The sequence below is a fragment of the Streptococcus sp. 2020WUSS084 genome, assembly GCF_044427445.1.
In the GTDB taxonomy this organism is placed as follows: domain Bacteria; phylum Bacillota; class Bacilli; order Lactobacillales; family Streptococcaceae; genus Streptococcus; species Streptococcus suis.
The window spans coordinates 104,903-131,247 of the sequence record NZ_JAOTGC010000002.1; the positions used below are offsets into that span (position 1 = coordinate 104,903).

The 26,345-nt window shown below is 41.0% G+C and carries 27 protein-coding genes; 24 read left to right on the forward strand and 3 right to left on the reverse strand.

Annotation, left to right across the window (positions count from 1 at the left end; translation table 11 throughout):
- Positions 1–4: 4 nt before the first annotated feature.
- Positions 5–868 (reverse strand): IS982 family transposase, encoded by an 864-nt coding sequence (locus ODU50_RS01890; protein ID WP_015647273.1) that lies wholly within the window; start codon positions 866–868, stop codon positions 5–7.
- A gap of 192 nt (positions 869–1,060) precedes the next feature.
- Here ODU50_RS01890 and ODU50_RS01895 point away from each other — a divergent pair, with 192 nt between their 5' ends.
- The 23 genes from ODU50_RS01895 (at position 1,061) to greA (ending at position 23,943) form a co-directional block, all read left to right on the forward strand.
- Positions 1,061–1,591, forward strand: a complete 531-nt coding sequence (locus ODU50_RS01895) for an ABC transporter ATPase (RefSeq protein WP_238145628.1) — start codon at positions 1,061–1,063, stop codon at positions 1,589–1,591.
- Between the two features lie 176 nt (positions 1,592–1,767).
- Complete coding sequence (locus ODU50_RS01900) at positions 1,768–2,064, forward strand: PTS lactose transporter subunit IIB (RefSeq protein ID WP_238598123.1); 297 nt, start codon at positions 1,768–1,770, stop codon at positions 2,062–2,064.
- A 75-nt stretch (positions 2,065–2,139) separates the two neighbouring features.
- Positions 2,140–3,483 (forward strand): DEAD/DEAH box helicase, encoded by a 1,344-nt coding sequence (locus ODU50_RS01905; RefSeq protein WP_398581291.1) that lies wholly within the window; start codon positions 2,140–2,142, stop codon positions 3,481–3,483.
- A gap of 17 nt (positions 3,484–3,500) precedes the next feature.
- Complete coding sequence (locus ODU50_RS01910) at positions 3,501–3,725, forward strand: DUF4059 family protein (protein WP_002936682.1); 225 nt, start codon at positions 3,501–3,503, stop codon at positions 3,723–3,725.
- A gap of 13 nt (positions 3,726–3,738) precedes the next feature.
- Positions 3,739–4,656, forward strand: a complete 918-nt coding sequence (gene trxB / locus ODU50_RS01915) for a thioredoxin-disulfide reductase (protein ID WP_105153485.1) — start codon at positions 3,739–3,741, stop codon at positions 4,654–4,656.
- 9 nt (positions 4,657–4,665) lie between these two features.
- Entirely contained in the window at positions 4,666–5,205 is a 540-nt protein-coding gene (locus ODU50_RS01920; RefSeq protein ID WP_105121500.1) for a DUF177 domain-containing protein, read from the forward strand.
- A gap of 96 nt (positions 5,206–5,301) precedes the next feature.
- On the forward strand, positions 5,302–6,729 hold the full coding sequence (gene gndA, locus ODU50_RS01925; RefSeq protein ID WP_002942698.1) for an NADP-dependent phosphogluconate dehydrogenase: 1,428 nt from the start codon (positions 5,302–5,304) through the stop codon (positions 6,727–6,729).
- 81 nt (positions 6,730–6,810) lie between these two features.
- Positions 6,811–7,500, forward strand: a complete 690-nt coding sequence (locus tag ODU50_RS01930; RefSeq protein WP_012027645.1) for a DNA-binding response regulator — start codon at positions 6,811–6,813, stop codon at positions 7,498–7,500.
- Positions 7,501–8,141: 641 nt separating this feature from the next.
- Positions 8,142–8,666 carry a hypothetical protein gene (locus tag ODU50_RS01935; RefSeq protein ID WP_398581292.1) on the forward strand — a complete coding sequence of 175 codons (525 nt, stop codon included), beginning with the start codon at positions 8,142–8,144 and terminating at the stop codon, positions 8,664–8,666.
- A gap of 228 nt (positions 8,667–8,894) precedes the next feature.
- Positions 8,895–10,025, forward strand: coding sequence for an AI-2E family transporter (locus ODU50_RS01940; RefSeq protein WP_105153484.1), 1,131 nt, complete (start codon positions 8,895–8,897; stop codon positions 10,023–10,025).
- A gap of 71 nt (positions 10,026–10,096) precedes the next feature.
- Positions 10,097–10,588 (forward strand): transcriptional regulator NrdR, encoded by a 492-nt coding sequence (gene nrdR, locus ODU50_RS01945; RefSeq protein WP_002938341.1) that lies wholly within the window; start codon positions 10,097–10,099, stop codon positions 10,586–10,588.
- Complete coding sequence (locus tag ODU50_RS01950; RefSeq protein ID WP_105153483.1) at positions 10,575–11,726, forward strand: replication initiation/membrane attachment protein; 1,152 nt, start codon at positions 10,575–10,577, stop codon at positions 11,724–11,726. Before nrdR ends, ODU50_RS01950 begins: the two co-directional genes overlap by 14 nt.
- Complete coding sequence (gene dnaI, locus ODU50_RS01955) at positions 11,726–12,625, forward strand: primosomal protein DnaI (RefSeq protein ID WP_014636109.1); 900 nt, start codon at positions 11,726–11,728, stop codon at positions 12,623–12,625. The genes ODU50_RS01950 and dnaI overlap by 1 nt, the downstream gene beginning before the upstream one ends.
- Complete coding sequence (locus tag ODU50_RS01960) at positions 12,622–13,335, forward strand: NADPH-dependent oxidoreductase (RefSeq protein ID WP_105153482.1); 714 nt, start codon at positions 12,622–12,624, stop codon at positions 13,333–13,335. The genes dnaI and ODU50_RS01960 overlap by 4 nt, the downstream gene beginning before the upstream one ends.
- A 126-nt stretch (positions 13,336–13,461) precedes the next feature.
- A complete protein-coding gene (der, locus tag ODU50_RS01965) occupies positions 13,462–14,772 on the forward strand; it encodes a ribosome biogenesis GTPase Der (protein ID WP_024406639.1) in 1,311 nt (436 codons plus the stop codon).
- 231 nt (positions 14,773–15,003) lie between these two features.
- On the forward strand, positions 15,004–15,342 hold the full coding sequence (locus ODU50_RS01970; RefSeq protein ID WP_105153481.1) for an MFS transporter: 339 nt from the start codon (positions 15,004–15,006) through the stop codon (positions 15,340–15,342).
- A gap of 1 nt (position 15,343) precedes the next feature.
- Positions 15,344–15,652, forward strand: coding sequence for a hypothetical protein (locus tag ODU50_RS01975; protein ID WP_105153480.1), 309 nt, complete (start codon positions 15,344–15,346; stop codon positions 15,650–15,652).
- 138 nt (positions 15,653–15,790) lie between these two features.
- Entirely contained in the window at positions 15,791–18,883 is a 3,093-nt protein-coding gene (locus ODU50_RS01980; RefSeq protein WP_105153479.1) for a DEAD/DEAH box helicase, read from the forward strand.
- Positions 18,884–18,961: 78 nt separating this feature from the next.
- A complete protein-coding gene (locus ODU50_RS01985) occupies positions 18,962–19,624 on the forward strand; it encodes a hypothetical protein (protein ID WP_024415265.1) in 663 nt (220 codons plus the stop codon).
- 1 nt (position 19,625) lies between these two features.
- On the forward strand, positions 19,626–20,957 hold the full coding sequence (murC, locus tag ODU50_RS01990) for a UDP-N-acetylmuramate--L-alanine ligase (protein ID WP_024388499.1): 1,332 nt from the start codon (positions 19,626–19,628) through the stop codon (positions 20,955–20,957).
- A 55-nt stretch (positions 20,958–21,012) separates the two neighbouring features.
- Complete coding sequence (locus ODU50_RS01995) at positions 21,013–21,498, forward strand: GNAT family N-acetyltransferase (protein ID WP_105153478.1); 486 nt, start codon at positions 21,013–21,015, stop codon at positions 21,496–21,498.
- A 71-nt stretch (positions 21,499–21,569) separates the two neighbouring features.
- Positions 21,570–23,387: an endolytic transglycosylase MltG gene (mltG, locus tag ODU50_RS02000; protein WP_105153477.1), complete on the forward strand. Its 1,818-nt coding sequence runs from the start codon at positions 21,570–21,572 to the stop codon at positions 23,385–23,387.
- 73 nt (positions 23,388–23,460) lie between these two features.
- The gene (gene greA, locus ODU50_RS02005; RefSeq protein WP_002938298.1) at positions 23,461–23,943 is read left to right on the forward strand and encodes a transcription elongation factor GreA; all 483 of its coding nucleotides are present in this window, start codon (positions 23,461–23,463) and stop codon (positions 23,941–23,943) included.
- Positions 23,944–24,207: 264 nt separating this feature from the next.
- Here greA and yidC read toward each other — a convergent pair whose 3' ends face one another.
- Both yidC and ODU50_RS02015 read right to left on the reverse strand, forming a co-directional pair.
- Positions 24,208–25,122: a membrane protein insertase YidC gene (yidC, locus tag ODU50_RS02010; RefSeq protein ID WP_024399634.1), complete on the reverse strand. Its 915-nt coding sequence runs from the start codon at positions 25,120–25,122 to the stop codon at positions 24,208–24,210.
- A 68-nt stretch (positions 25,123–25,190) separates the two neighbouring features.
- Positions 25,191–25,472 (reverse strand): acylphosphatase, encoded by a 282-nt coding sequence (locus tag ODU50_RS02015; protein WP_002942735.1) that lies wholly within the window; start codon positions 25,470–25,472, stop codon positions 25,191–25,193.
- Positions 25,473–25,602: 130 nt separating this feature from the next.
- Here ODU50_RS02015 and ODU50_RS02020 point away from each other — a divergent pair, with 130 nt between their 5' ends.
- Positions 25,603–26,343 carry an RNA methyltransferase gene (locus ODU50_RS02020; RefSeq protein WP_024380299.1) on the forward strand — a complete coding sequence of 247 codons (741 nt, stop codon included), beginning with the start codon at positions 25,603–25,605 and terminating at the stop codon, positions 26,341–26,343.
- The last annotated feature ends 2 nt before the right edge of the window (positions 26,344–26,345 follow it).

A 26,345-nucleotide genomic window follows, 5' to 3' on the forward strand; every position in this document is an offset into this window, starting at 1 on the left:
GGTGCTAGTTCATTTCAAAATAGCGTAAGTTATGAGCTAGAATAATTTGTTCCATTCGTAACTGTAGTCCGGCTAGACTTCTAGCTAATGTATGTTGGATGTCAAAGAGACGACACAGTTCAGAAAAACGTGTTTCAATAGTTCGTCTCATGGCCATCGCTTTCCAATTGTTCTGTTCTTCAGCTCCTGTCATGTTTTGTCGAAATGGCGTCCATAGGTGGTAACCTTCTTGCTCTAAGTCCTTTTTGAGTTCACTGCTTAAGTAACCTAGATCACCTAGGATAACCGATTGTTTACATCCCTCTAATAGTTCATAAACCACCTTGATATCATGGACAGAGGCTGGTGTGACAACATAATTCAGAATATAACCAGATAAGGTCACCAGCATATGAACCTTGAAACCGTAAAACCAAAGATGTTTAGAGGCGTTGTAACCAATATCAGCTACACCTTTAAAAATGGCAACTCTTTGATTGCGAATAGGGTGACAAAGTGGCAAAGGAAAACTATCTATAATGGCTAGTTTATCAGATGGAAGCAGTTCACTCTTAGCTTTTCGGATTAATTGGACTAGCCAAATCAATTGTTTAGACCGCCGATTGAAACTGCTTCTTTCTAGTAACCGACCACAAGGAAAGAGGGGGCAGATGGTGTAGAAATGGCGTTGTGATGTCATGCTTAGTTCAGCTTGTAACAGAAGTAAGACAAGAATTGATTCATCTGAAACTTTAGCTAAGCCAACATTTCGCCGATGTTTGAAGGAATCTGGACAGTAGTTTTGGTAGAAGTGATGACAAATTTGAGATAATTGGCGTACATTCCATTGCAAATGATGAGATTTAGCAGTATACTGTAAGTAGCTCATTTGGACTAACCTCCTGTATGTTTAGACACTTACAGTATAGTCTATTTGGGCTTTTTATTGTAGTTTGAAATGAACTAGTACCACAGGTAAGATTTTTATTGTATATCAAAAACAGCAGAAATGCTGTTTTTTTACCTTGACAAATATGGTCGGGGGGGTAAAATAATAGTAAATTAGGCTGAGGAGGAAAAAATGGAACAGTTCAATCAGGAGAAGATGTATGGTGTGGTACTTCAGACCATGACAGCTGCAAGTCAGCTTCCCATGGTAAAGGTCAATAGGGAGGATTTTTTGAAGACTCGATTTAAGGACAGTCCCTATTTAGACAAGATTATTGCTGATGGACCGACAGCGGTTTATAGTTTGGATGCTTTAAGAAAAGAAGCTGATAAAATCATTCATGATATGACTACAAAGACTTCCTTACTCTCTTTTGCGGCTGGTTTACCAGGTAATCCCCTCACAGCAGTAGCAGCAGGAACAGCTGATATTGCTCAATATTTTGGCTTTGCTTTGAATTTGTCGCAACAAATTGCCTACCTTTTTGGTGAAGATGAGCTGTTTGTCGGTGAGGGAAAGGAAATTTCCGAAGAGGTTCAAATTCGTATTATTGCCTATATTGGTGTTATGTTTGGTGCTGGTGGTTCAGCTGTTCTCCTAAATAAAGTATCTAAGACAGTCGGGGCTAATATTGGTAAAAAAGTAGCTATGCAGGCTTTGTAGGCTGGGCAAAAAGACCAACCTCGCTTCTCAGGGTTCGTGTCAACATCTCAGCGCAGTGGTTGATTGGCAGATTTGTTCGTGTTTTACACTCCAAATCTGTTCTAATCAACTGTGCGGGGGCGGGAAGACGAACTCTTTTTTTGACCAGTCGAGTTCTTTCCCGCTCCCATCCCTTGGTGAAAAAGGTAGCCGCAGTGATTGGTGTGAAAATTACCAAAAAGACTGTTGAAAAGACCATTGCCAATGCAGTTCCTATTTTGGGTGGTCTGATTTCGGGAGGTTTGACCTATTTTACCTTCCAGCCCATGGGAGGGATGTTGGCAGACACATTTGTGAAAAAAATAAATGGTGATTTTGATGGCGAATTAGAACTCACTGAGGCATTTAAGGCGAGTTTGGCGGAAGAGAAAGAACTAGGGATTATAGATGCAGATTTCACAGAAGTAAATGACAATAGTGATTTAGAGGCATAGGGCGGGCATCCGTCCTTTTTGCTTGTCACTCCAAATCGTGCTATAATAGAAGGCAGCACAATTAAAGAGGAAACTATGAAATTTACAGATATGAAACTCAAGCCTTATATTCAGGAGGCTTTGAAAGAAATTAACTTTGTCCAGCCGACAGAAGTTCAGGAGAAATTGATTCCTGTTGTTTTGTCAGGGCGAGACTTGATAGGGGAATCAAAAACAGGTTCGGGTAAGACCCATACCTTCTTGATTCCGATTTTCCAAAAATTAAATGAGGAATTGGACCAAGTTCAGGCTGTTATTACAGCTCCATCACGAGAACTGGCAACTCAGATTTATCAAGCGGCACGCCAGTTGGCTAGTCATTCGGACATCGAAGTTCGTGTGACCAATTATGTTGGCGGTACGGATAAGAACCGTCAAATTGACAAGCTTCAAGCTGGTCAGCCTCACATTGTTGTTGGGACACCAGGGCGTATCTATGATTTGGTCAAATCAGGTGACCTGGCTATCCATAAGGCCAAAACCTTTGTGGTTGATGAGGCAGATATGACCTTGGACATGGGCTTTTTAGAAACAGTCGATAAGATTGCTGGCAGCCTGCCAAAAGACTTACAATTTATGGTCTTTTCAGCGACCATTCCGCAGAAACTCCAACCGTTTTTGAAAAAATACTTATCCAATCCAGTCATGGAACAAATCAAGACCCACACAGTCATTTCTGACACGATTGAAAACTGGTTGATTTCAACCAAGGGGCGTGACCGTAATGCTCAGGTATTGGAAGTGACCAAGCTCATGCAACCTTACTTGGCTATGATTTTTGTTAATACAAAAACACGTGCAGATGAATTACACATCTACTTAACTGCCAACGGTTTGCGTGTAGCAAAGATTCATGGAGATATTCCACCGCGTGAGCGTAAGCGGATTATGAATCAGGTGAAAAACTTGGACTATCAGTACATCGTTGCAACAGATTTAGCGGCACGTGGTATTGATATTGAAGGGGTTAGTCATGTCATCAATGATGCTATTCCGCAAGACTTATCATTCTTTGTTCACCGTGTAGGCCGGACAGGACGCAATGGCTTGTCAGGTATTGCTATCACACTTTATCAACCTAGTGACGATGCGGATATTCGTGAATTGGAAAAGCTCAATATCAAATTCTTGCCAAAAGAGATGAAAAATGGCGAATTTGTTGATACCTATGATCGCGACCGCCGTGCCAACCGAGAAAAATCTCGTGAAAAACTAGATTTGGAAATGATTGGCTTGGTCAAGAAGAAAAAGAAAAAAGTCAAACCAGGCTACAAGAAGAAAATTCAATGGGCTGTTGATGAAAAACGTCGCAAGACCAAGCGAGTTGAAGCGCGTGCAAAAGGTCGTGCAGAACGTAAAGCCAAGCGTCAAACCTTTTAAAGTAATCGAGGAAAAAGATGTTACAAAACATTCTCAGTTTTTATTTACAAGGATTGCTAATAGCTTCCTTGTTGATTATCACTTCTAGTCTGGTCTGGTTTATCTGGCGTGCGACAAAGGGTGTGGATAAAACCTTGCAAGAACGACAAGATTTCTTGTTTGATTTGTTGATGATTAATGTGATGACAATCCCCATTGCGGCCTTTGGAGTAGTGGGAATCTTATTAATGTTTAAAGCGTAGAAGGAAAAAGTATATGTACGATACAGTTGTAATTGGTGCGGGTCCTGCGGGGATGACTGCAGCTCTTTATGCAGGGCGTAGCAATTTAAAGGTAGCTCTTTTGGAACGTGGTATTTATGGTGGTCAGATGAACAATACCACGGAAATTGAAAACTATCCAGGCTATGACCATATTTCAGGTCCAGCCTTGGCTGAAAAAATGTTTGAACCCTTGGAAAAATTCGGTGTGGACCATATTTTTGGCACCCTAGTCCGTATCGAAGAAGAAGGACAAATTAAGAAAGTGATTACTGAGGATGGTGTTTTGGAGACAAAGACAGTCGTTCTAGCCATGGGGGCAAAACACCGTTTGTTAGGTATTCCAGGTGAGGATACTTACAATAGCCGTGGTGTCTCATATTGTGCAGTCTGTGACGGTGCCTTCTTCCGTGGACAAAAACTCTTGGTTGTCGGTGGTGGAGATTCTGCCGTTGAAGAAGCGCTCTTCTTGACACAATTTGCGGAATCTGTGACGATTGTTCATCGACGTGACCAACTTCGTGCTCAAAAAGTTATCCAAGATCGCGCCTTTGCCAATGAAAAAATTAACTTCATCTGGGATAGCGTAGTCGAAGAAATCAAGGGTGATGACTTACGTGTACAAAGCGTGATTATCAAAAATGTGAAAACTGAAGAAGTCAGTGAACTTGATTTCGGTGGTGTCTTTATCTATGTCGGTCTGGATCCGATGACTGATACAGTTGCGGACCTAGGAATTACAGACGAAGCTGGTTGGGTTATCACTAATGAAAAGATGGAGACGACTCAATCAGGCATCTATGCCATCGGTGATATTCGTCAAAATCAACTTCGTCAGATTGCAACGGCAGTAGGAAATGGTGCAGTTGCTGGACAAGAAGTCTATAACTACATTACAGAACTAGCTGAATAGGGGAATACAATGTTTCATATTTACGATATTCAGAAAAATCCAGATGGAATCTCCTTTGATAAAACCTTGGATTTACAGGAAGAATTGCAAGCTCGAAATAGTGAAGTTCTAGGCTTGTCGCCAGTCCAAGTCACTGGAAATATCCGTTTTGAATCAGGTTTCTTTTTCTTGGACTATCAGATGACTTATGATATTACCTTGGCATCCAGTCGTTCTCTGCAACCAGTTGTTTTGCATGAGGTCCAAAACGTCAATGAACTTTTTGTTGCCAATGAAGCAGTTCTTAAAGAACAAGATTTGATTGATGAGGACATGGTACTGGTAGTAGAAGATGACCACATTGTCCTTGATGAGAGTGTAGCAGATAATATTTTACTGGCTATACCAATCAAAGTCTTGACACCTGAAGAAGAAGCTGGACAGGAACTACCATCTGGTAAAGCTTGGGCTTTAATGACTGAAGAAGATTTTCAACAAAAAGCTCAAGAGAAAAAAGAGGCCAATAGTCCTTTTGCCCAATTACAAGGGTTATTTGGAGATGAGGACTAGCTCAGATTGGCAAGATAGTTAAATTATCTGAAAATTCTTGTCAATTTTAAGCTTTCGGTGTATAATAAAAGAGATACAAATTAGAGGAGTAAACAAATGACTAAAGCAAATTTTGGTGTTGTAGGGATGGCCGTTATGGGCCGCAACCTTGCACTTAACGTTGAATCACGTGGCTACTCAGTAGCTATTTACAACCGCTCTGCTGATAAAACAGAAGATGTTGTTGCAAGCAACCCAGGTAAAAACTTGGTACCAAGTTACGATGTGGAAAGCTTTGTGGCATCTATCGAAAAACCACGTCGCATCATGCTTATGGTTCAAGCTGGTCCTGGTACAGATGCAACCATTCAAGCACTTTTGCCACACTTGGATGAAGGTGACATCTTGATTGATGGTGGTAATACTTTCTACGAAGACACTATCCGTCGTTCAAAAGAATTGGCAAACTCAGGTATTAACTTCATCGGTACAGGTGTATCTGGTGGTGAAAAAGGAGCTCTTGAAGGTCCATCTATCATGCCTGGTGGTCAGAAAGAAGCTTACGAATTGGTAGCAGATGTCTTGGAAGAAATTTCAGCAAAAGCACCAGAAGATGGAGCACCATGTGTGACTTATATCGGTCCAGATGGAGCTGGTCACTACGTAAAAATGGTACACAACGGTATCGAGTATGGCGACATGCAATTGATTGCGGAGTCTTATGACCTCATGCAACACTTGCTCGGTTTGTCAGTGGATGAAATGGCTGACATCTTTACTGAGTGGAACAAAGGCGAATTGGATAGCTACTTGATTGAAATCACAGCAGATATTTTGAAACGTAAAGACGATCAAGGTCAAGATGGACCAATCGTTGATTACATTTTGGATGCGGCTGGTAACAAGGGAACTGGTAAATGGACAAGTCAATCATCACTTGACTTGGGTGTGCCATTGTCATTGATTACAGAATCTGTATTTGCTCGTTATATCTCAACTTACAAAGATGAGCGTGTGGCAGCAAGCAAGGTCCTTCCAAAACCAGCTCCGTTTGCATACGAAGGCGACAAGGCTGAATTGGTAGAAAAAATCCGTCAAGCATTGTACTTCTCAAAAATCATGTCTTATGCACAAGGTTTTGCACAGTTGCGCGTAGCATCAAAAGAAAACAACTGGAACTTGCCATTTGGTGAAATCGCAAAAATCTGGCGTGCAGGTTGTATCATCCGCGCTCGCTTCTTGCAAAAAATCACAGATGCCTACGGACGTGATGAAGACTTGGCAAACTTGCTCTTGGATGAGTACTTCCTTGATGTAACAGCTAAGTATCAACAGGCAGTTCGTGATGTTGTTGCCTTGGCAGTTCAAGCAGGAGTTCCTGTACCAACATTCTCAGCAGCTATTACCTACTTCGATAGCTACCGTGCTGAAAACTTGCCAGCGAACTTGATTCAAGCACAACGTGACTACTTTGGTGCTCACACTTATAACCGTAAAGATAAAGAAGGAATCTTCCATTACGACTGGTATAGCGAATCAAAATAGAAAAGATGGGCGTGGAAGCGCCCTTCTTTCTAGTCATAATACGATTCCTACACCATTTGAAAGAATAGAAAAGGATGGACAATGGCTAAGAAAATTTTGATTGCTGGTAAAGAACGCAATCTTTCGCATTTTGTTTCCATGGAATTGCAGAAAAAAGACTATCTTGTTGATTATGCATCGACAGGGAAAGAGGCTATGTCCTTGGCACATGAAACGGATTTTGACTTGATTCTGATGAGTTTTCAGCTTTCAGACATGTCCAGCAAGGAATTGGCTACAGAACTATTAGCGATAAAACCAGCTACGGTCATGATTGTAGTAGTTGAGCCGACAGAAGTTAGTCAATATGGGGAAGAAGTCCTCTCTTATGCTGTTTCCTATGTAGTGAAGCCCTTTGTCATCAGTGATTTAGTGGAGCAAATCTCTGCGATTTTTCGTGGTCGTGATTTTATTGACAATAACTGTAAACAGGTTCACATGCATGCGGCCTATCGTGATTTGAAGGTTGATTTTCAAAATCGAACAGTGACACGAGGTGATGAATTGATTAATTTGACCCGCCGAGAGTATGATCTGTTGGCGACCTTAATGAATAGCCCAGAGCCTGTTAGTCGAGAACAACTTCTTGAGCGTGTTTGGAAATATGAAGCGGCTTCTGAGACCAATGTCGTCGATGTATATATTCGCTATCTACGTGGTAAACTGGATTTGCCACATCAAGATTCATATATAAAAACAGTTCGTGGTGTCGGATATGCCATGCGCGATTGATTTAGAGTAGGTATTGGCTTGTTTTCAAGAATTTCTTTTGGATAGTGATAAAGTGAGGGGGTAGCTTTTCTTCCTAAACTAAAGAAAAGCTGCGAGTAGATCATGTGTACCGAGGAGAAGAAAAAATAGTCACTAAGAGCCGCTTGCGACACCGTCTATCAAATATCTTCAAGATACCCTTTATATCTCCGTTCCAAACGTACGTTGGTAACTTCTCACATGTCAGCGATTAGCTGGTATGTATGACATTAAGAAGGTAGAAGACATCAATGTCAGATTCCGATGAACTTGGTTGATGGTTACTTTTTGTTGACCTTTTTAAAATTTGAGCGTATATTGTATTTGTGGAAAGGGAATTAAGCCAATGAAAAATCATAAAATTATTAGTTTTGACTCTGTTTCGTTTATATTGGGAGGAATATTTTTTGTTCTCTACTTAGCTTTATTTGAAAGTAGTTTTTATAAATTTCCTAATATTCTTTTGACTATTTATTTTTTGCTTTGTCTAATTTCTTTTGCCTTTATTTTAGATTATTATATAAAAAAAGTACCACAGTATTCTTTTGTATTAAGGCTGTTTTATGTTGGTCTCTATATATTATCCCCTATACTTATAATATTTCTTATTTGGAGAAGTAGACATGAAAAATAAATTTATTATCCTTTTGATGTTATGTATAGTTGCTATTGCACCGTTTAGTTCAATTGTTGTTTTAGCTGAACAAAATAATGAAATGTCTGTATATTCAGATTTAAGTTCGGGAGATGTAGCTATTTTGGAAGCTGAGTTAGAATTTTATTTTAAAGAAGTAGGTTACATTGATGGTAATGGTGTTTATCAAATTACTAATCCTAATTTGCTTCTTGAAAAAGCTAAATCAGGAGATCAGAATGCTCGTAAGCTTTATCAGGGGTATATTGCTAGTCTTATGAGAACTCCTTACGATTTTGCTAAGTGTGTTGTTTCTGATTATTTTGGAATATTTATAGATATTGCCAATGGTCGTTTATTAGACGCTTTGGCTAAAGATTTACAAAGTGAGGCATGGAATCGAGCGGCTATGACCATACTTAAATTACTTGGAAAAAGTACAAGTAAAGCAAATGTTTTGGCTACAGCTGCAGAATTAGCTATTGCTGCGTATAACTGTCGTGGCGAATGGTAATTTTCTCAACAATATTACTTAGGGATTTTAAATAAGACTGTAAAAAAACAGCTTTGGCAGATTGAAGAAATCGTCTGTATTGGATAATTTTCTTCAATCTTTTTTATATCTAATATTGAACGCAAATATACAAATGGATTTGTCTTCAATCTATCAATAAGGAAACACTTTCTTTTTTTATCTTCCTGTGTTAAACTGAAAACTAATCATTTAAAATTTGGAGATATTATGAATACGTCGTTTAAAGAAAAAGTCCTATTGATTTTCTTGGCAGGTGCAGTGCTTCTAGCTGTTTTCAACTGGTCTAGTATTTATGGGGCTATTCAACAATTATTAGGCAGTATGAACTCGCTTTTTATTGGAGCTATTTTTGCCTTTATTCTCAATGTTCCCATGAAAAAATTAGAAGATCAGTTTGAAAAGATTTCTTTTTTGAAGAAATCCAAGCGTTCTTTGGCAATTGTTGGAGTATTAATTGGATTTGCTTTAATTGTGACAGGACTGGTGGTGATTGTTCTTCCTACATTGGTGACGACTGTTTCAGAACTGGTTTCGGTTAGCAGCACAGCCATTCCAAAATCGGTAAATGCCCTAACTAATTTTCTTGAATCAAATGGTCTTTTGTCGGGACAAATCGGAGATCAGATTGCCAGCTTTTTGGATCAGTTGAAGAATTTAACACTTATTTCAAGTTTGGTCACACCGATTTTATCTGGCTTGGTGTCCAATGTGACGGGGATTTTTTCGAACACTATGACGTTGATAATGGCTTTCTTCTTCACTCTAGCGATTTTAGGGAGCAAGGAACACTTGCAGGCGATGACGAGAAAGTTCTTGGAGGCTACCTTGCCAGAGAAGGCTGTCAGAGTAGTGAACTATATTGGAGAAGTTATTGTTGATACCTATGACCGATTCTTGATGAGTCAGATTGTTGAGGCGTGTATCATTGGGACACTTGTCTTTGTTAGTTATTCGCTCTCAGGAATTCCTTATGCCAGCATGGCTGGTATTTTGGCTGGGGTCCTATCATTTGTACCTTATATCGGTCCATTTTCAGCGTGTCTGATTAGTGCTCTCTTTGTGGCGGTACAAAATCCGCTCTTGGCACTCTGGTCTATCGCCCTTTTCCAGATTATTCAGCTGATAGAAGGAAATGTTATCTATCCGCGCGTGGTTGGTCAATCAGTTGGTCTTCCGACCCTATTTACCCTGGCTGCAGCCTTGATTGGTGGTAATTTGTTTGGCCTACTTGGTATGGTCTTCTTTACCCCAATTTTTGCGGTTGTCTACCGCCTGGTTCGTGAATGGGTTGCCAGTCGATTGAAGAAGCAAGATGAATTATTGGTAGAAAGTGAGTAATTCTCGCTTTCTTTTATTTTTGTCATTTTTATGCTATACTGAAGTGATAAAGTTTATGTAGGAGAAAGAGTATGCGTTGTCCAAAATGTCAGAGTTTGAAATCAAGTGTCATTGATAGTCGTCAGGCTGAAGATGGCAATACCATCCGTCGTCGTCGTTCCTGCGACCAATGTGGTCAACGTTTTACCACCTATGAACGGATTGAAGAGAAAACTCTAGTCGTTGTGAAAAAAGACGGAACTAGAGAGCAGTTTTCACGTGAAAAGATTTTCAATGGGATTATTCGTTCTGCTCAAAAGCGCCCTGTGTCAACCGATGATATTGATGAAGTGGTGAATCGGATTGAACAGAAGGTTCGAGCACAAGGTGATAGTGAAATAGAATCCGATGTCATTGGGAATTTGGTAATGGAAGAATTGGTCGAATTGGATGAAATCACCTATGTGCGTTTTGCATCGGTTTATCGTTCTTTCAAAGATGTTGGAGAGCTAGAAAATTTGCTTAAGCAGATGATTTCCAAAGGAAGTAAGGTAAAACCGGGAAAAAAAGATGAAACCAAATGATTTATTTGCCTATATAAAAATCAGCCCGTTTACACCTGATATTGTCAGTCTTAGCCAATGCTACCAGCCGATTATCGGTTTTGATGCATTAGCGCTTTATTATTACTTTTATAGTTTTGCCGATCAAGGGCAAGGCCGTTACAAATGGACTGTCATTCTCAATCACATGGATTTTGGGATGAATCGTTTGGAGAAGGCTCTGGATATTCTGACTGCCATGGGGCTCCTAGAACTCTATCGTGCAGAAGAATTAACAGGTTTGGCGCTACAAGCCCCTCTGACCGTAAAAAGTTTTCTAGCGAAACCCTTGTATAAGAACTTGTTGGCAAGGAAGATTGGGGAGTCAAGCATGGAGAATCTGCTTGTTCACCTACCCAATCAGGAACAGAATATCTCAAAAACATTTTCTCAGGTCTTTACCATGGATGGGCAGGCTCCAGTTGTTTTTGAACCGAAACATGATTTTGACTGGTCTGCCTTCAAGGCATTAATGGCTAAAGATAAGCTTCTTTTTCAGGATGAAGCTGAGGATATTATTGCGCTTAGTTACATAGCAGAGCAGGCAGGCTGGACCTGGTTGGAAACCTATCGGCAGGCTAAAGCAACAGCTATTGGACAGACAATCTCGACCAAACGCTTGCAGCAGTCACGTCAGTCATTGCCAACAGAAAGCGCCAACCTCACTGCTCAGGAGCAAGCCATTGTTCGTGAAGCGAAATCAAAATCCAGCCTAACCTTCTTGTCCTTTATCAAGGAGCAACGGAAGGCAGCAGTGACCGCAACAGAACGAAAATGCTTGACGGATTTGGCAAATTTGGGTCTGCTTGATGAAGTTATCAATGTCTTGGTCCTCTATACCTTTAACAAGGTGGACTCAGCCAATCTGAATGAAAAATACGCTATGAAGCTGGGCAATGATTTTTCCTACAAGGGAATTGGCAGTGCAGAGGCAGCTGTTCTTTACCTAAGAGAGTTGAAGACAGGTCAAGCTGTCACCAAGCCGAGCCAGCCACAGAAAAGCAATGTGCCTGACTGGAGTAAGGAAGAGGTTCAACAAGGACAAACGGCGGAAGGTCAAGCTAGATTAGCTGCCCTTTATCGCGAATTAGAAGAAATGGAAAACAAAGGAGGTAGCTGATGAAATCAGTTCAAGACAGGTTGTCGCAGACAACCAATCCAAGTCCAAAATCTTATCAGCAACTCTATCAGGAGATAGTGAGTGATCCTGAAGTCGCTGCTTTTATCAAAAAAGAAGGTTTGACCCAGCAGGAAATCACCCTCTCCATTTCTAAGTTTTTGGAATATATCAGTCAGCGGGACCTCTTTGTCAAACAGGATGAATCCTATATTGCTAAGGGGTATCAACCAGTTTTGGTTATGAATGAGGGCTACGCGGATGTTTCCTATCTTGAGACAGAAGAATTGGTCGAATACCGTCGTTTGGAAGCCATCAAGAACCGTATCCAACTCATTAATATGCCGGCAAGTTTGAAAAATGTAACCGTGGCGGATATTGATAAGAGCGATGAAAATCGTGTGGAAGTCATGTTAGCCATTGCGGATTTTGTTAAACGCTTTGAAGAAAAACCAAAAGGTCTCTATATCTATGGTAACTTCGGTATTGGAAAAAGTTATTTGATGGCTTATTTAGCCAATTTGTTATCCAAAACTCATCTTCAATCAACCACCATGCTCCACTATCCGACCTTTGTTGTCGATATAAAAAATGCTATCAAAGATGGTTCGGTCAAGGAGCGGATTGATGAAATCAAAATGGCTCAGGTCTTGGTGCTAGATGACATTGGAGCGGAGCAACATAGTCCGTGGGTACGTGATGATGTTCTACAGGTCATTCTTCAATACCGTATGCAGGAAAATCTGCCGACCTTCTTTACGTCCAATTTCTCCTTTGATGATTTGGAACGGCATTTTGCATCTGGCAAGTCTGGTGATGAGACCTGGCAGGCCAAACGGGTTATGGAGCGGATTCGCTATCTGGCTCGCGATTTGCATTTGAAAGGAAATAACCGCCGATGAATGAAACCATTGATTTGATGCTGAACCATACTTCCGTCCGTCGTTTTACGGAGGAGCCTATTGAGGCGGAACATCTGCAAGCTATTATTTCAGCTGGGCGAGCTGCGTCTAGCTGGAAGAATTTCCAGTCTTATTCCATCATTGTGGTGCAGTCAGAGGAGAAAAAACAGGCTCTCTATGATTTGGTGCCCCAGCCAGCTATTTTACAAGCTCAGGCCATTCTGGTTTTTGTGGGCGACCATAATCGTGCCAGCAAGGCGGCTCAACTCCATGGTTCAGACTTTGAGGCCAAAGGAACAGAGAATCTCCTGATTTCTTCTGTTGACGCGAGCCTGGCAGGGCAAAATGCCCTTTTAGCAGCTGAAAGCCTGGGTTATGGTGGTGTCTTCATCGGTATGATTCGCCATAAGGCCTTGGCAATAGCAGAGCTGTTCAACTTGCCGGGTTATACCTATCCGATTTTCTGTATTGCACTAGGTCGACCAGCCCAAAACCATCCTGTCAAACCACGTTTGGCAAGTGAAGCTATTGTCTTCCAGGAAGAATATGTGGAGCAAGGCGTGGAAGTCATCCAATCCTACGACCAAGTTCAGACAGACTATGCAGGTGCCCGTCAGACAGAAACCTGGTCGGAGCGTATGGTTGCCCAGTTTGGTCAGCCAGAGCAGCCTGAAACGAGAGCAATTTTAGAAAAAAATAAACTATTGTAAGTTATAGTCTTTTTGTTTGCTTTTAGTACTAGGCAACGAGCTGCAGACAGTACTGGAGTACGGCAAAGCGAGTTAACGACGTAATAAAAGACAAACGAAAACGACTATATTAGAAGAGGAGGAGCCATGGCTCAACCAACTATCGCCATCGTTGGCCGTCCCAACGTTGGAAAATCAACCTTATTTAACCGTATTGCGGGGGAACGTATTTCTATCGTAGAAGACGTTGAAGGTGTGACCCGCGACCGTATTTATGCTACTGGTGAGTGGCTCAATCGTAAGTTTTCCTTGATTGATACAGGCGGTATTGATGATGTGGATGCACCTTTCATGGAGCAAATCAAGCATCAGGCTGAGATTGCTATGGATGAAGCGGACGTTATCGTCTTTGTCGTATCAGGCAAGGAAGGTGTGACCGATGCGGATGAGTATGTATCACGCATTCTTTACAAGACAAACAAACCAGTTATTTTGGTTGTCAATAAAGTCGATAACCCTGAAATGCGTAATGACATCTACGATTTCTATTCACTCGGTCTTGGCGATCCTTATCCAGTATCTTCTGTACATGGTATCGGAACAGGGGATGTCCTGGACGCTATCATTGAAAACCTACCAGCTCAGGAAGTAGAAGAAAATCCAGATATTATCAAGTTCAGCTTGATTGGTCGTCCAAACGTTGGTAAATCAAGTTTGATTAACGCTATTTTGGGTGAAGAGCGCGTGATTGCGTCGCCTGTTGCTGGAACGACTCGTGATGCTATTGATACGCACTTTACAGACCCAGAAGGTCAAGAGTTTACCATGATTGATACCGCAGGGATGCGCAAGTCTGGTAAGGTCTATGAAAATACCGAGAAATACTCTGTTATGCGTGCCATGCGTGCCATTGAACGCTCGGATGTCATATTGATGGTTATCAATGCCGAAGAAGGTATCCGTGAGTATGACAAACGCATCGCTGGTTTTGCCCATGAAGCTGGTAAGGGAATGATTATCGTGGTCAACAAGTGGGACACGCTTGAAAAAGACAACCACACCATGAAGCAGTGGGAAGATGATATTCGTGACCAGTTCCAGTATTTATCATACGCACCGATTATTTTTGTATCGGCTTTGACCAAGCAACGTTTGCACAAGTTGCCTGAGATGATCAAGGCTATTAGTGAAAGCCAGAATACCCGCATTCCGTCGGCTGTGCTCAACGATGTCATCATGGACGCCATTGCCATTAACCCGACACCGACTGATAAAGGGAAACGCCTCAAGATTTTCTACGCGACACAAGTTGCGACCAAGCCACCGACCTTTGTGGTCTTTGTCAACGAAGAAGAGCTCATGCACTTCTCCTATATGCGTTTCTTGGAAAATCAAATCCGCAAGGCCTTTGTATTTGAAGGGACACCAATTCATCTGATTGCACGGAAACGGAAGTGAGAACCTGCATTCACAGTTCAGCACTTCCATCTAAGGCTAGTTTTTCAGCTACTCATCGTTAGTTTTTTTTCAAAATACAGTCAGTATTCCCTCAAAAAACTGCCTTGATTAGCGAAAAACTATCTCTTATATACAAGCACTTCACTTGTGAATACAGGTTCTAAAGAGGGAAACCTCTTTTTTCTTTGCACCTATTCGTAAATATGCTAGAATGGACTTGGAGGTGTTGGTATGGTGGCGTTTCCGATTTGGCGATTATTCTTTCTATTGCTTTCGATTTCGGCCTTCTATTTTATTTTCTATGAAGATAGTCAGTATAAACCTTTCGGCTTTCGGTATTGGCTGGGGGTTGGGGCTTGTATATGGCTCAATTTTGTGACTTTGGCATCCTATTTTATTGCCTTTACAGGTGGTTCGATTATGGTCTATAATCAGTATAAACAGCCATTGGTCGTGATATTTCTTTTTTGTCTATTCGTGGCTAGTATGCTTTCCATACTTTCCTTTAAGGCTATCAAGATGATGATTCGACGAACCAAGTATTATCGACAGGCCAGAAAGGTAGGCTAGTATGGAATTTTTGGGTGAGTTGCTGGTTGAGTTTTTGGCTGGTCTAGCAGACTTCGACGAAAAGAAACACCCTCCCTTTGGAATTCGCTATTGGCTAGGTTGGTTGGGAGTTCTGATTCATGTCTTACTCCTTGCCTTGCTTACTTGTGTGACTGTCTTCTTTTTCAAGTTTTTCTTGGATGGAAAAGGCTTGATTAACGTAGTAGTGGCAGTTGTTTTCCTGCTATTTGCTCTATTTTGGTTTTGGAAAAGCGGAAAAACAATCTTGAAAATGTGGCAAGCAACGATTTATTATTTAGCTATTCATTAGAGACACCAGTTTACCAACTGGTGTTTTTTGATACCTATTTAAACAATTCAAATTGAAAATATGCTATAATGAAAAGATAATATTTTAGATACATTTTACAGAAGAGCTGATGATTGGTTGAAGGATAAAGGAGTTAGAATGGGTCGCATGATGCCAGGGCGGATTCGCCAAGAAGGAATTGATTTGTACGAGGCTGGAAAACTGACTGTTCTTCATAGTGAGAATGGAAAGATGGTGCTGGATATTGCTGGTGAGCGCTTTACTTATGGCGATGCAGATAGCGATTTACAGTGTAGTTGCCAGTTATTTCAAAGTAAGGGCTACTGTCAACACCTAGCTGCCACGGAGTATTTTTTAAAAAATGATGCCTCAGGCAAGGATATGAAGCAGTCTTTGAAAGAAGATGGTGAACAACATAAGGAAACCGTCCGTCGGACTTATTTTGGCGGTCTCTTTTTAGATGAAATTTTGCGGCCAGAACCAGAACTGGGGCTTAAGTATCAGTTATCAGTTGAAGGGAGCTTATTGCCCTATGATCGTCAGATAGATTGGACCTTGAAAATTACCCGCTTGCCAGATACACGTTCGTACATTGTGCGGGACATCGGAGCTTTTTTGCGCATTGTGAAAGCCAACGGTCACTATCAGATAGGTAAAAATTATTATGAGCAAGTTACTTATGAAAATTTTGATGAACCAAGTCAGGCTCTACTGGATTTTCTCTGGGCCTTGGTACCAGAGAAAGTTGGTATAGATTCGGATATTCTTACTCATTTTGGACGACATTTTCGTCTGCCACAAGCCTATTTTGAGGAGGGGTTGGAGCTGTTAAATCAGCTAGAACATTTTAACTTTTCCTATCAACAGCAGTCCTATTCCTCCTTGATGGTTCTTCCGTTGACAGAGGAGGAAGGGCTCTATCATTTTGAGGTGACCGTTCACACGCAGATGATTGAAATGGTTATTCACGAAAAACCAGTCCGACCACTTTTTCATGGGCGCTATCTCTTAGTAAATGGCACGGTTTATAGTGTCAATCGCTATCAAGAACATCTGATTTACCAAATTTCCGAACTTGTTCCAACCGAATCAGGTTTGAGAAAGGTGCAGGTGGATTTCCCTGACCAAAATCGTCTGGCTTTAAGCTTGCTGGATTTGCAGACAATTGGAACTGTTAAGGCACCTAAACGCTTCATCATTCATGATTTCAAGCCAGAATTTCATATTCAGATGGAGACAAATGAAAGTTTATCACTCCAATTGATTTTGGATTTTGATGGACGTAAGGTAAGGAGTGAGGAGGATTTGGCTCTCCTGCCTTTTGCCAGCCATTTCCAACATTTAGAGAGGGTCTATCAGGCTATTCGTTTAGCTGGCTTTAGGGGGACATATCATGCCCAGAGAGCAGCTCTTAGTCAGCAGGAGCTCTATCCATTTTTCCAACAACAATTGCCTATATTACAAAAAATGGGGCAGGTTCATCTAGAAGAAAGGCTCCAGGCTCTATATATTGAAGCCAAACCTCAATTAGAAATTGTGCGTAACGGTTCACTTTTGGATATTTCGTTTGACTTATCAGGTATTGAACAATCTGAAATCGATCAGGCGATTACAGCCTTGCTGAATCAAGAGGACCACTATACTAGCCCGAGTGGTAAGGTATTTGTTTTTGATGAGGAAACCAAGAAAATCAGTCAAACCCTAGTCTATCTGCGGGCCCGTCATGGTAAGGAAGGGCAGCTACAAGTCCATGCTCTTGCCGGTTACCAATTGGCTCAATCCTTGTCACAATTCAACCAAGTCAGTTTCTCCAAGGAATTTGAGGAAATGGCAAGCTATCTAGCTCAGCCAGATTTGTACCCGCTTCCTGATGTGGAAGTAACAACGTCGCTTAGGGATTATCAGCAGACAGGGCTTAAGTGGTTGACTATGCTGGATACGTATGGTTTTGGTGGAATTTTAGCTGACGACATGGGGCTTGGAAAGACCTTGCAAACTATCGCCTTTCTATCCAGTCGGATGACAAAAGATTCCAAAGTTTTAATATTGGCACCGTCCAGCTTGATTTATAACTGGTTAGATGAGTGCAAGCGGTTTGCTCCAAGTTTAGATGTGGCAGTTGTCCATGGAAACAAGGAACAGCGTGAGGAGATCATTGCCAATGGTCACCAAGTCTTAGTTACCTCCTATCCATCCTTCAGACAGGATGTTGCACTCTATAGACAGGAACGCTTTGACTACCTCATTTTGGATGAGGCGCAGGTTATGAAAAATGCCCAATCTAAGATTGCACAGCTACTGCGTGAGTTTGAGGTTGGGAATTGCTTTGCCCTCTCAGGTACGCCGATTGAAAACCATTTGACGGAACTCTGGTCCATTTTCCAAATTGTCTTACCAGGTTTATTGCCAGGCAAACAAGACTTCGGTAAATTAGCAGCCAAGGACATTGCGCGGACCATTCAACCCTTCATTCTCAGACGTCATAAGGAAGACGTTCTTCAGGAATTGCCTGATTTGATAGAAGTCAATGTACTTAATGAACTGACAGATGAACAAAAAGCCATCTACCTAGCCCAGCTTCAACAAATGCGGACTCAAATAGCTGGCGCAGATGATGCTCAAATCAATCGTAGCAAGATAGAAATTCTATCAGGAATTACTCGCTTACGTCAAATCTGCGATACCCCCAGCCTTTTCATGGAAGAGTTTAGTGGTGAAAGTGGCAAACTTAATAGTTTGAAAGAATTACTCTTGCAGTTAAAAGAAGGTGAACACAGGGTCTTGATATTCTCCCAATTCAGAAATATGCTGGAAAAAATAGAAGAACAGCTGAAAGAAATTGGGATGACATCCTATACTCTGACTGGTTCAACCCCTGCTAACCAACGCCAAGACATGACACAGGCCTTCAATGCAGGAAGTCGAGATGCCTTTCTCATTTCCTTGAAAGCAGGTGGCGTTGGCTTGAATTTGACAGGTGCAGACACAGTCATCCTAGTCGATCTTTGGTGGAATCCTGCCGTGGAAGCTCAGGCTATCAGTCGGGCTCATCGCATGGGGCAGACTGAAAAGGTTGAATGCTATCGCCTGATTACTAGAGGGACAATCGAAGAGAAGATTCAAGAATTGCAAGAAAATAAAAAGAACCTTGTCAAAACGGTCCTTGATGGCAATGAAAGCCGAGCGAATTTGACGGTTGAGGACATTCGCGAGATTTTAGGGATTGAGTGATACGGAATCAGTTGACTCAGCGTAGAATTAGGAAATAAGGCCTAAGTATGGTATAATAAGGGTTCGAAAGGATGACTTATGATTAGACATGAAAAAAGATTTCCACTAGTCGCAGATGATGAGGTACTAGTTGGAGAAAATCCAATTATGAGTTTATATGATGAGAGCGACCTGATTAGCAATATCAGGGGACCTTATCAAGAAAAGGAATTTAGCTGGTCTACCGATTCACAGCGAGTTGCGTCGGCAAAACCAGTAGCACAAACGGAAGATGAGCTCCTGCCTCCTCTGTTTGAAGCTAAGCCAAGCCATTATTCTCGCAAGGAACGCCTTCAGCAACTGACTAAAACGAAGCCTTCTCCAGTGAAAACACAGGGGCAGTTGGCTCGTGAACAGGCTAGAGAAGACTTGAAGAAAAAACGATCAGCAACCTATTTAAGAGATGAGAAACCAGCACCAGCTAAAGTTGTGGTGAAACCTCCTGTCGTTGTAACAACTGAATCTAAGGCAGGTCGGTTGACACGTTTGGCGGACAACTTACGTCAGACAGACTATATTCTCGCTGATATGCCCGCTGTCTATTCTTTGAAGAAAGAAGATAGAGAACAGGAGCAGGTTATAAAGAAAAATTCGTATGACTTTTTAAGAAAGAGTCAGGTTTACAATTATCCTGAGCGCAGACAACAACGAGATCGCCAAGTGGCACAAGAATTGAATTTGACACATATAGAAGAGGAATAACATGACAAAAACCTATCATTTTATCGGAATTAAGGGATCAGGTATGAGCGCACTTGCTCTTATGTTGCATCAAATGGGGCATAAGGTTCAAGGTAGTGATGTAGAGAAATACTACTTTACACAACGCGGGCTTGAACAAGCTGGGATTCAGATTTTACCATTTGATGAGAAAAATATTACAGCAGATGTTGAATTGATTGCTGGTAATGCTTTTCGTCCAGATAACAATGTGGAAATCGCTTATGCTGATGCCCAGGGCTATACCTACAAACGTTACCATGAATTTCTAGGTGAGTTTATGAAAGGTTTTACGAGCCTCGGTGTTGCTGGTGCCCATGGTAAGACCTCTACAACGGGATTATTGGCACATGTTATGCGCAATATCACAGATACTTCCTTCCTGATTGGTGATGGTACTGGTCGCGGTTCGGCAAATGCTCAGTATTTTGTGTTCGAATCCGATGAATACGAACGTCACTTTGCCCCATACCATCCTGAGTACAGCATCATTACCAATATTGATTTTGACCATCCAGATTATTTCACTAGTCTAGAGGATGTTTTCAATGCTTTCAATGATTATGCGAAGCAAGTAAAAAAAGCTCTCTTCGTTTTTGGTGAAGATGAGCAACTTCGTCGTATCACGGCAAATGCTCCAATCTACTATTATGGCTTGGAAGACAATAATGATTTTGTTGCCTATGACTTGAAGCCTTCTACTAATGGTTCACAATTCAAAGTTCGCCATGGTGAAGAAGAGTTGGGAGAATTCCAAATTCCAACCTTTGGTAAGCATAATGTGATGAATGCAACAGCTGTTATTGCCAATCTTTATATTGCTGGATTTGATTTGCAACTGGTTGCAGAGCACATGAAGACGTTCGGAGGTGTCAAACGTCGCTTTACGGAGAAAATTGTCAATGATACTGTTATCATTGATGACTTTGCTCACCATCCAACGGAAATCATTGCAACCATTGATGCGGCACGTCAGAAGTATCCTAGCAAGGAGTTGGTAGCCATCTTCCAACCACATACATTCACTCGTACCATTGCGCTTCTTGATGAGTTCGCAGATGCTTTGAATGGAGCAGATGCAGTTTACCTTGCTCAAATTTATGGATCAGCGCGTGAAACAGACAATGGTCAGGTTAAGGTAGAAGATTTGGCGGCTAAAATCAACAAAAAAGGTGGACTTGTTACAGTTGAAAATACTTCACCGCTTTTAGACCATGACAATGCAGTATATGTATTTATGGGAGCTGGTGATATTCAGTCCTATGAATATTCCTTCGAAAGACTCTTGTCAAATCTCACAAATAACGTCCAATAAAAAGAAAGACGGAGGCCTATGGCCCCTGTTTTTCCGCTATATAAGGGAGAAAATTATGGAAATTCGTTTTGCTACTCCTTCGGATTTAGAACAAGTTGTTTTGATTGAAAATGCCAATTTTTCTAAAGAGGAACGGATAGCTGAGTCTGTTCTTGCCATTTATCTGAATGCTTTGAGTAAAACCTGTTTAATAATGGAACACGATGGGGAAATAGCAGGATATTTATTATCCTGTCCTTCTGTTTCGCAGACTGTTACAGACGATATTTTTTACTTGACAGAGAGTGACATGCCGACAGGCAGTCACCTAGCTATTGCCAGTCTATCCGTAGCGGATACCTATAAGGGACAGGGAGTGGGGACTCTTTTGTTGGCAGCCATAAAAGAAGTGGCTTTAGCAGGAGGATTTGAAGGAGTTTCCCTGACCTGTAAGGAGTATTTGATTGGCTACTATGAAATGAACCAGTTTGAAGACTTTGGCCCCTCCTTGTCGCAATTTGGAGGACAAATGTGGAGTGATATGTACTGGAAAGCCTTGTAGAAAGGGAAGTTCTTGCAATTCATAAGCCTTTAAGATATAATGTATAGTAACTGTGTGAAAGGAGTAACAGCGTGACAAAGGATACGAATGAAAAAAACACGCAGTCTTCAAGCTTCCGCGATCAAATTTTACGAGATTTGGAAGAATTGAAGGTGAAACGTTTGGCGGAACAATCAGCGGATGTTCTTGTTGATAAGCGTAATGAAGTTATCAACGAGCTCCAGCCTAGTCTTGCCGAAGAAAAAGCCCCCCATAGAGAGACTGAAATTGTAAAAGTAGAAGGGATTGCCTTTCCTGATTCATACTTGTCAGAAGAACAGCAAGAATCAGAAGTGATGACGGAAAGTATCGAAGAGCCAACATCAGAAACTTTGGCTACTCCAGAGACTTTTGTGATTGAAAAAGAAGTCGTTTCAAGTCCAGTTCCACAAGATACTGTTGAACGAAACTTGGAGAAATTAAGGAATCTTGTGGCTGCTAATACGGCAGGATTTGATGAAGTACCATCAAGCTCGTCAGTTTCTGAGCCAGTAGAGTCTGTCCTTCCGGGAAATTCTCCTTTAGAAGATACATTTTTGGAATTTCCAACGGAAGACGTGTCAGCTGTGACTGGTGATACAGAAATCATCTCACTAGAGGAAACTATTATTGCTCCAAAGACAACGGCTATTGTTCCAGAAGTAGACAAGCAGATGCAGGAAACACAACCCAGAAGAAGAACAACCCACAGAACAAGCAAGCAACGTCGTAAAAAACAAGATAACGCCGCTAAACACATTGTCTCTGTTATCATGTCAATTGTTGTAGTGGCAGTTCTAGTGACAGGTGTTACTGGTTATATGTGGGTAAAATCTAGTCTGGAACCAGTTAATGCAAAAGCTACAGAAACTATTCAGGTAGAGATTCCAGAAGGATCTTCAACTTTAGAAATTGGTAAAATTTTAGTTGACAACAAGTTGATTAAGAATGCTACTATTTTTAATTACTACTCTAAAATTAAGAGTTATAATAATTTCCAAAGTGGTTTTTATAATTTGAAACAAAATATGTCTGTGGATGACATCGCCAAAGCACTTCAAGAAAGCGGAACTCCGACAGCTCAAAAAGAAGCCGCAGGGAAGGTTTTGATTGTTGAAGGGTATACGTTAACACAAATTGCTCAGGCTATTACAGACAATACTAATACAAAAGATAAGAACGATAAAACACCATTTACTGCAGAACAGTTTATGGCTACTGTAACCAACCAAGATTTTATTAATCGAATGGTTGCTACCTATCCAAAATTGTTTGCCAGCCTACCAGCTGTTGATAGTGGAGTTATTTATCAGTTGGAAGGTTACCTATTCCCAGCGGTTTATGAATACAGTGATGAAACAACTATCGAAGAGCTCGTTGAGCAAATGATTGCCGCGATGGATAATCGTTTACAACCATATTATGAAACGATTGCTGCTAAGAATTTGACTGTAAATGAAGTTCTTACCTTGGCATCTTTGGTTGAAAAAGAGGGTTCTACTGATGAAGATCGTCGAAACATTGCAAGTGTCTTCTTTAACCGCCTGAATGCAACAATGCCTCTACAATCCAATATTGCCATCTTGTATGCGCAGGGTAAACTTGGTCAAGAAACAACTCTGGCAGAAGATGCAGCGATTGATACATCAATTGAGTCACCATACAACATTTATTGGACACCAGGATTGATGCCTGGACCAGTGGATAGTCCAAGCCTTTCGGCTATCGAGGCAGTGATTAATGCCAACACGACAGACTATCTTTACTTTGTAGCAGATGTTACAACTGGAAATGTTTACTTTACAAATAATATTGATGAACATAACCAAAACGTTGCTAAGTATGTAAATGCACATCTTAATAATGAGTAAATTTTTACAACAAAATTATGTGGTTTTCCACATAATTTTGTTTTCATGAAAAATAAAAGAAAAGGAAAGACAAATGGCAGAAAAAACATATCCAATGACCTTGGAAGAAAAGGAAAAACTAGAAAAAGAACTAGAGGAACTAAAGCTAGTTCGTCGACCAGAAATTGTTGAACGTATTAAAATTGCTCGTTCTTACGGAGACCTTTCAGAAAACTCTGAGTACGAAGCAGCTAAAGATGAACAGGCATTTGTTGAAGGTCAAATCTCAACCATCGAAACAAAAATTCGCTATGCTGAAATCGTAAACAGTGATGCAGTTGCGGCGGATGAAGTGGCAATTGGTAAGACTGTGACTGTTCAAGAAGTTGGTGAGACCGAAGAAGAAGTCTATCATATCGTTGGTGCTGCAGGTGCAGATGCCTTTGCAAACAAGATTTCAAATGAAAGCCCAATTGGTCATGCTTTGATTGGTAAAAAAACAGGAGATGTTGCAACAATTGAAACACCTGCTGGTAGCTATGATGTAAAAATCTTGAAGGTTGAAAAAACGAAATAAGGTGTGGAGAGAGTCGAAAGATTCTCTCTTTTTGTATAGTCGTTTAGTAGGCTCTTTGATTCCTTCGACGAGCACTGAGGCGAACTCTGTTCGTATCAGTCGTAGAGGTCATATTTGGAGTGTGAAACACGAATTGCTGAGATTGGCTTCGCAAATCTTATCTCCAACCTCCAACTATTTCCCAGATAGTTGGAGCAAGTACAAAAAGTAAACTAAACATACTATATAAGAAAACAACCATCTGAAACAGATGGTTGCGATTTTTTATCTAGAACGTTGTTTACCGGCGTTACGGTTTGATTTCTTAGACGTTTTTTCTTCGATGATAGCGGATGCTTTAGGAGTTACATCCTTGATAGTTGATTTATATGGTTTTGGAGGATTATTTTTAAATTCTTCTTCAACCTTAGCACGGATACGTGGTTTCAAGATGAAGTTTGTAAGAGCTTGTTGAATAAGACCGATAAATCCACCGACTACCCAGTAGAGGGTAACACCAGCAGGTGAGGACCAAGAGAACATAACAATCATCAATGGGTTCATGATTGCCACAGCTCTCATTTGTTTCTTCTGTTCTTCGTCCATACCGACTTGCATCAGAAGTGATTGAGCGTAGTAGAGGATACCGGCAATAGCTGTTAGAATGAGACTTGCAGAACCGAGATCAATGCCAAGGAAGGTTGCTTCTGAGATTCCTTCCGTGTAACGAGCTGCATAGAAGAGTGCCGTAAAGAATGGCATTTGAATCAAGATAGGAAGGCAACCCATTCCACCAAATACGCTGACACCATATTGTTTTTGAGCAGCAAAGTATTCCTGTTGGGCAGCTAATTGCTCTTCTTGGGAACTTGCATTTTTCATGCGTTCTTGGATTGGACCTAAAATTGGTTTGAGGTAATTCATTTTCTCAGACTGATAGGTTGATTTCCAAGATTGGTAAATACCTAGTGGCATGATGAAGAGACGAACAATCAATGTCACGATAATTATAGCAACACCGAAACCGAGTCCTTGGTTTTCCGCGAAGAATTTAATCAGGTTTCCCATTGGGGCAACAAGGAAGTTGTAGACCCAACCTTCACCAGTAGGAACACCGTTCTTTGTCTGCACACATCCTGATAGAAATACTAGCGTAGACAGGGCTAGACCTGTTAATAAAATTCGTTTATTCTTTTTCAAAATGATACATTCCTTTTTTTTTACAAGATACATTCTATTTTACTTTTTTTGTTCAAAATATACAAGTTTTATCTATAAGCCACCTGAAAATCCTTATAGTCTTCGAAGTTGGCTAGGGTGACATCGAGATAGGTGACTTTGGCCATACGAGAAGGCCCTTTCCGAATTTCATGGATAAAATGGCTGAGCTTCTCAGCATTATCTGACTGAGCTAAAATGGTAACAGTTCCATCATCATTATTCCAAACTCTGCCGTAGATGTCGCCTATTTCCACAGCTAAAAATTGAACAGACCAACGAAAGCCGACTCCTTGCACACGACCAGATGCAATCATTTTTACCTTTCGCATAAGTTTCTCCTTTTGACAAGACATTTACTTTATTATATCATGGTTGGGTAAGACTGTTCAAAAATCAAGATAATTGATTTAGCCGTTGGGAAATTGAAGTTGCTGAGCAGTAAAAGAAAAAGGGGCATTCATGGAGATCATTCGCTCAAAGGCCAATCATTTGGTCAAGCAGGTTAAAAAATTACAACAGAAAAAATACCGTACTTCTTCTTATTTGATTGAAGGTTGGCATTTGTTGGAGGAAGCTTTGGCAGCCAAAGTACCTATTGAACATATCTTGGTATCAGAAGAACATGTTCATCGGGTTGCTGGCTTATCCAATGTAACAGTTGTTAGTTCAGATATTATGCAGGATTTAGCAGACTCACGGACACCACAAGGGGTAGTAGCTCAACTGTCCTTACCAAATCAGACCTTACCCGATGTCTTAACAGGAAAATTTTTGGTTCTGGAAGATGTACAAGATCCTGGAAATGTTGGTACCATGATTCGTACAGCTGATGCAGCTGGTTTTGATGGAGTATTTCTATCGGATAAGTCGGCAGATATTTACAATATGAAAGTTCTGCGTTCCATGCAAGGGAGTCATTTCCACTTGCCAGTTTATCGGATGCCGATGACTGCTATTTTTTCTGCTTTAAAAAGCAATCAGATACAAATCTTGGCAACAACCCTCTCTAGTCAGTCGGTTGACTATAAGGAAGTTACGCCAAATCCAAGTTTTGCCTTGGTCATGGGAAATGAAGGTCAAGGAATTTCAACTTTTGTAGCCGATGAGGCGGATCAACTTGTCCATATTACCATGCCAGGGCAGGCGGAAAGCCTCAATGTAGCCATTGCGGCGGGCATTCTATTGTTTAGCTTTATTTAAGC

Excerpts from the sequence above, each read along its gene's own strand:
- ODU50_RS01890 (WP_015647273.1), bottom strand. The coding sequence starts at position 868 with ATGAGCTACTTACAGTATACTGCTAAATCTCATCATTTGCAATGGAAT.
- ODU50_RS01895 (WP_238145628.1), top strand. The coding sequence starts at position 1,061 with ATGGAACAGTTCAATCAGGAGAAGATGTATGGTGTGGTACTTCAGACC.
- ODU50_RS01905 (WP_398581291.1), top strand. The coding sequence starts at position 2,140 with ATGAAATTTACAGATATGAAACTCAAGCCTTATATTCAGGAGGCTTTG.
- ODU50_RS01910 (WP_002936682.1), top strand. The coding sequence starts at position 3,501 with ATGTTACAAAACATTCTCAGTTTTTATTTACAAGGATTGCTAATAGCT.
- trxB (WP_105153485.1), top strand. The coding sequence starts at position 3,739 with ATGTACGATACAGTTGTAATTGGTGCGGGTCCTGCGGGGATGACTGCA.
- ODU50_RS01920 (WP_105121500.1), top strand. The coding sequence starts at position 4,666 with ATGTTTCATATTTACGATATTCAGAAAAATCCAGATGGAATCTCCTTT.
- gndA (WP_002942698.1), top strand. The coding sequence starts at position 5,302 with ATGACTAAAGCAAATTTTGGTGTTGTAGGGATGGCCGTTATGGGCCGC.
- ODU50_RS01930 (WP_012027645.1), top strand. The coding sequence starts at position 6,811 with ATGGCTAAGAAAATTTTGATTGCTGGTAAAGAACGCAATCTTTCGCAT.
- ODU50_RS01935 (WP_398581292.1), top strand. The coding sequence starts at position 8,142 with ATGAAAAATAAATTTATTATCCTTTTGATGTTATGTATAGTTGCTATT.
- ODU50_RS01940 (WP_105153484.1), top strand. The coding sequence starts at position 8,895 with ATGAATACGTCGTTTAAAGAAAAAGTCCTATTGATTTTCTTGGCAGGT.
- nrdR (WP_002938341.1), top strand. The coding sequence starts at position 10,097 with ATGCGTTGTCCAAAATGTCAGAGTTTGAAATCAAGTGTCATTGATAGT.
- ODU50_RS01950 (WP_105153483.1), top strand. The coding sequence starts at position 10,575 with ATGAAACCAAATGATTTATTTGCCTATATAAAAATCAGCCCGTTTACA.
- dnaI (WP_014636109.1), top strand. The coding sequence starts at position 11,726 with ATGAAATCAGTTCAAGACAGGTTGTCGCAGACAACCAATCCAAGTCCA.
- ODU50_RS01960 (WP_105153482.1), top strand. The coding sequence starts at position 12,622 with ATGAATGAAACCATTGATTTGATGCTGAACCATACTTCCGTCCGTCGT.
- der (WP_024406639.1), top strand. The coding sequence starts at position 13,462 with ATGGCTCAACCAACTATCGCCATCGTTGGCCGTCCCAACGTTGGAAAA.
- ODU50_RS01970 (WP_105153481.1), top strand. The coding sequence starts at position 15,004 with ATGGTGGCGTTTCCGATTTGGCGATTATTCTTTCTATTGCTTTCGATT.
- ODU50_RS01975 (WP_105153480.1), top strand. The coding sequence starts at position 15,344 with ATGGAATTTTTGGGTGAGTTGCTGGTTGAGTTTTTGGCTGGTCTAGCA.
- ODU50_RS01980 (WP_105153479.1), top strand. The coding sequence starts at position 15,791 with ATGGGTCGCATGATGCCAGGGCGGATTCGCCAAGAAGGAATTGATTTG.
- ODU50_RS01985 (WP_024415265.1), top strand. The coding sequence starts at position 18,962 with ATGATTAGACATGAAAAAAGATTTCCACTAGTCGCAGATGATGAGGTA.
- murC (WP_024388499.1), top strand. The coding sequence starts at position 19,626 with ATGACAAAAACCTATCATTTTATCGGAATTAAGGGATCAGGTATGAGC.
- ODU50_RS01995 (WP_105153478.1), top strand. The coding sequence starts at position 21,013 with ATGGAAATTCGTTTTGCTACTCCTTCGGATTTAGAACAAGTTGTTTTG.
- greA (WP_002938298.1), top strand. The coding sequence starts at position 23,461 with ATGGCAGAAAAAACATATCCAATGACCTTGGAAGAAAAGGAAAAACTA.
- ODU50_RS02015 (WP_002942735.1), bottom strand. The coding sequence starts at position 25,472 with ATGCGAAAGGTAAAAATGATTGCATCTGGTCGTGTGCAAGGAGTCGGC.
- ODU50_RS02020 (WP_024380299.1), top strand. The coding sequence starts at position 25,603 with ATGGAGATCATTCGCTCAAAGGCCAATCATTTGGTCAAGCAGGTTAAA.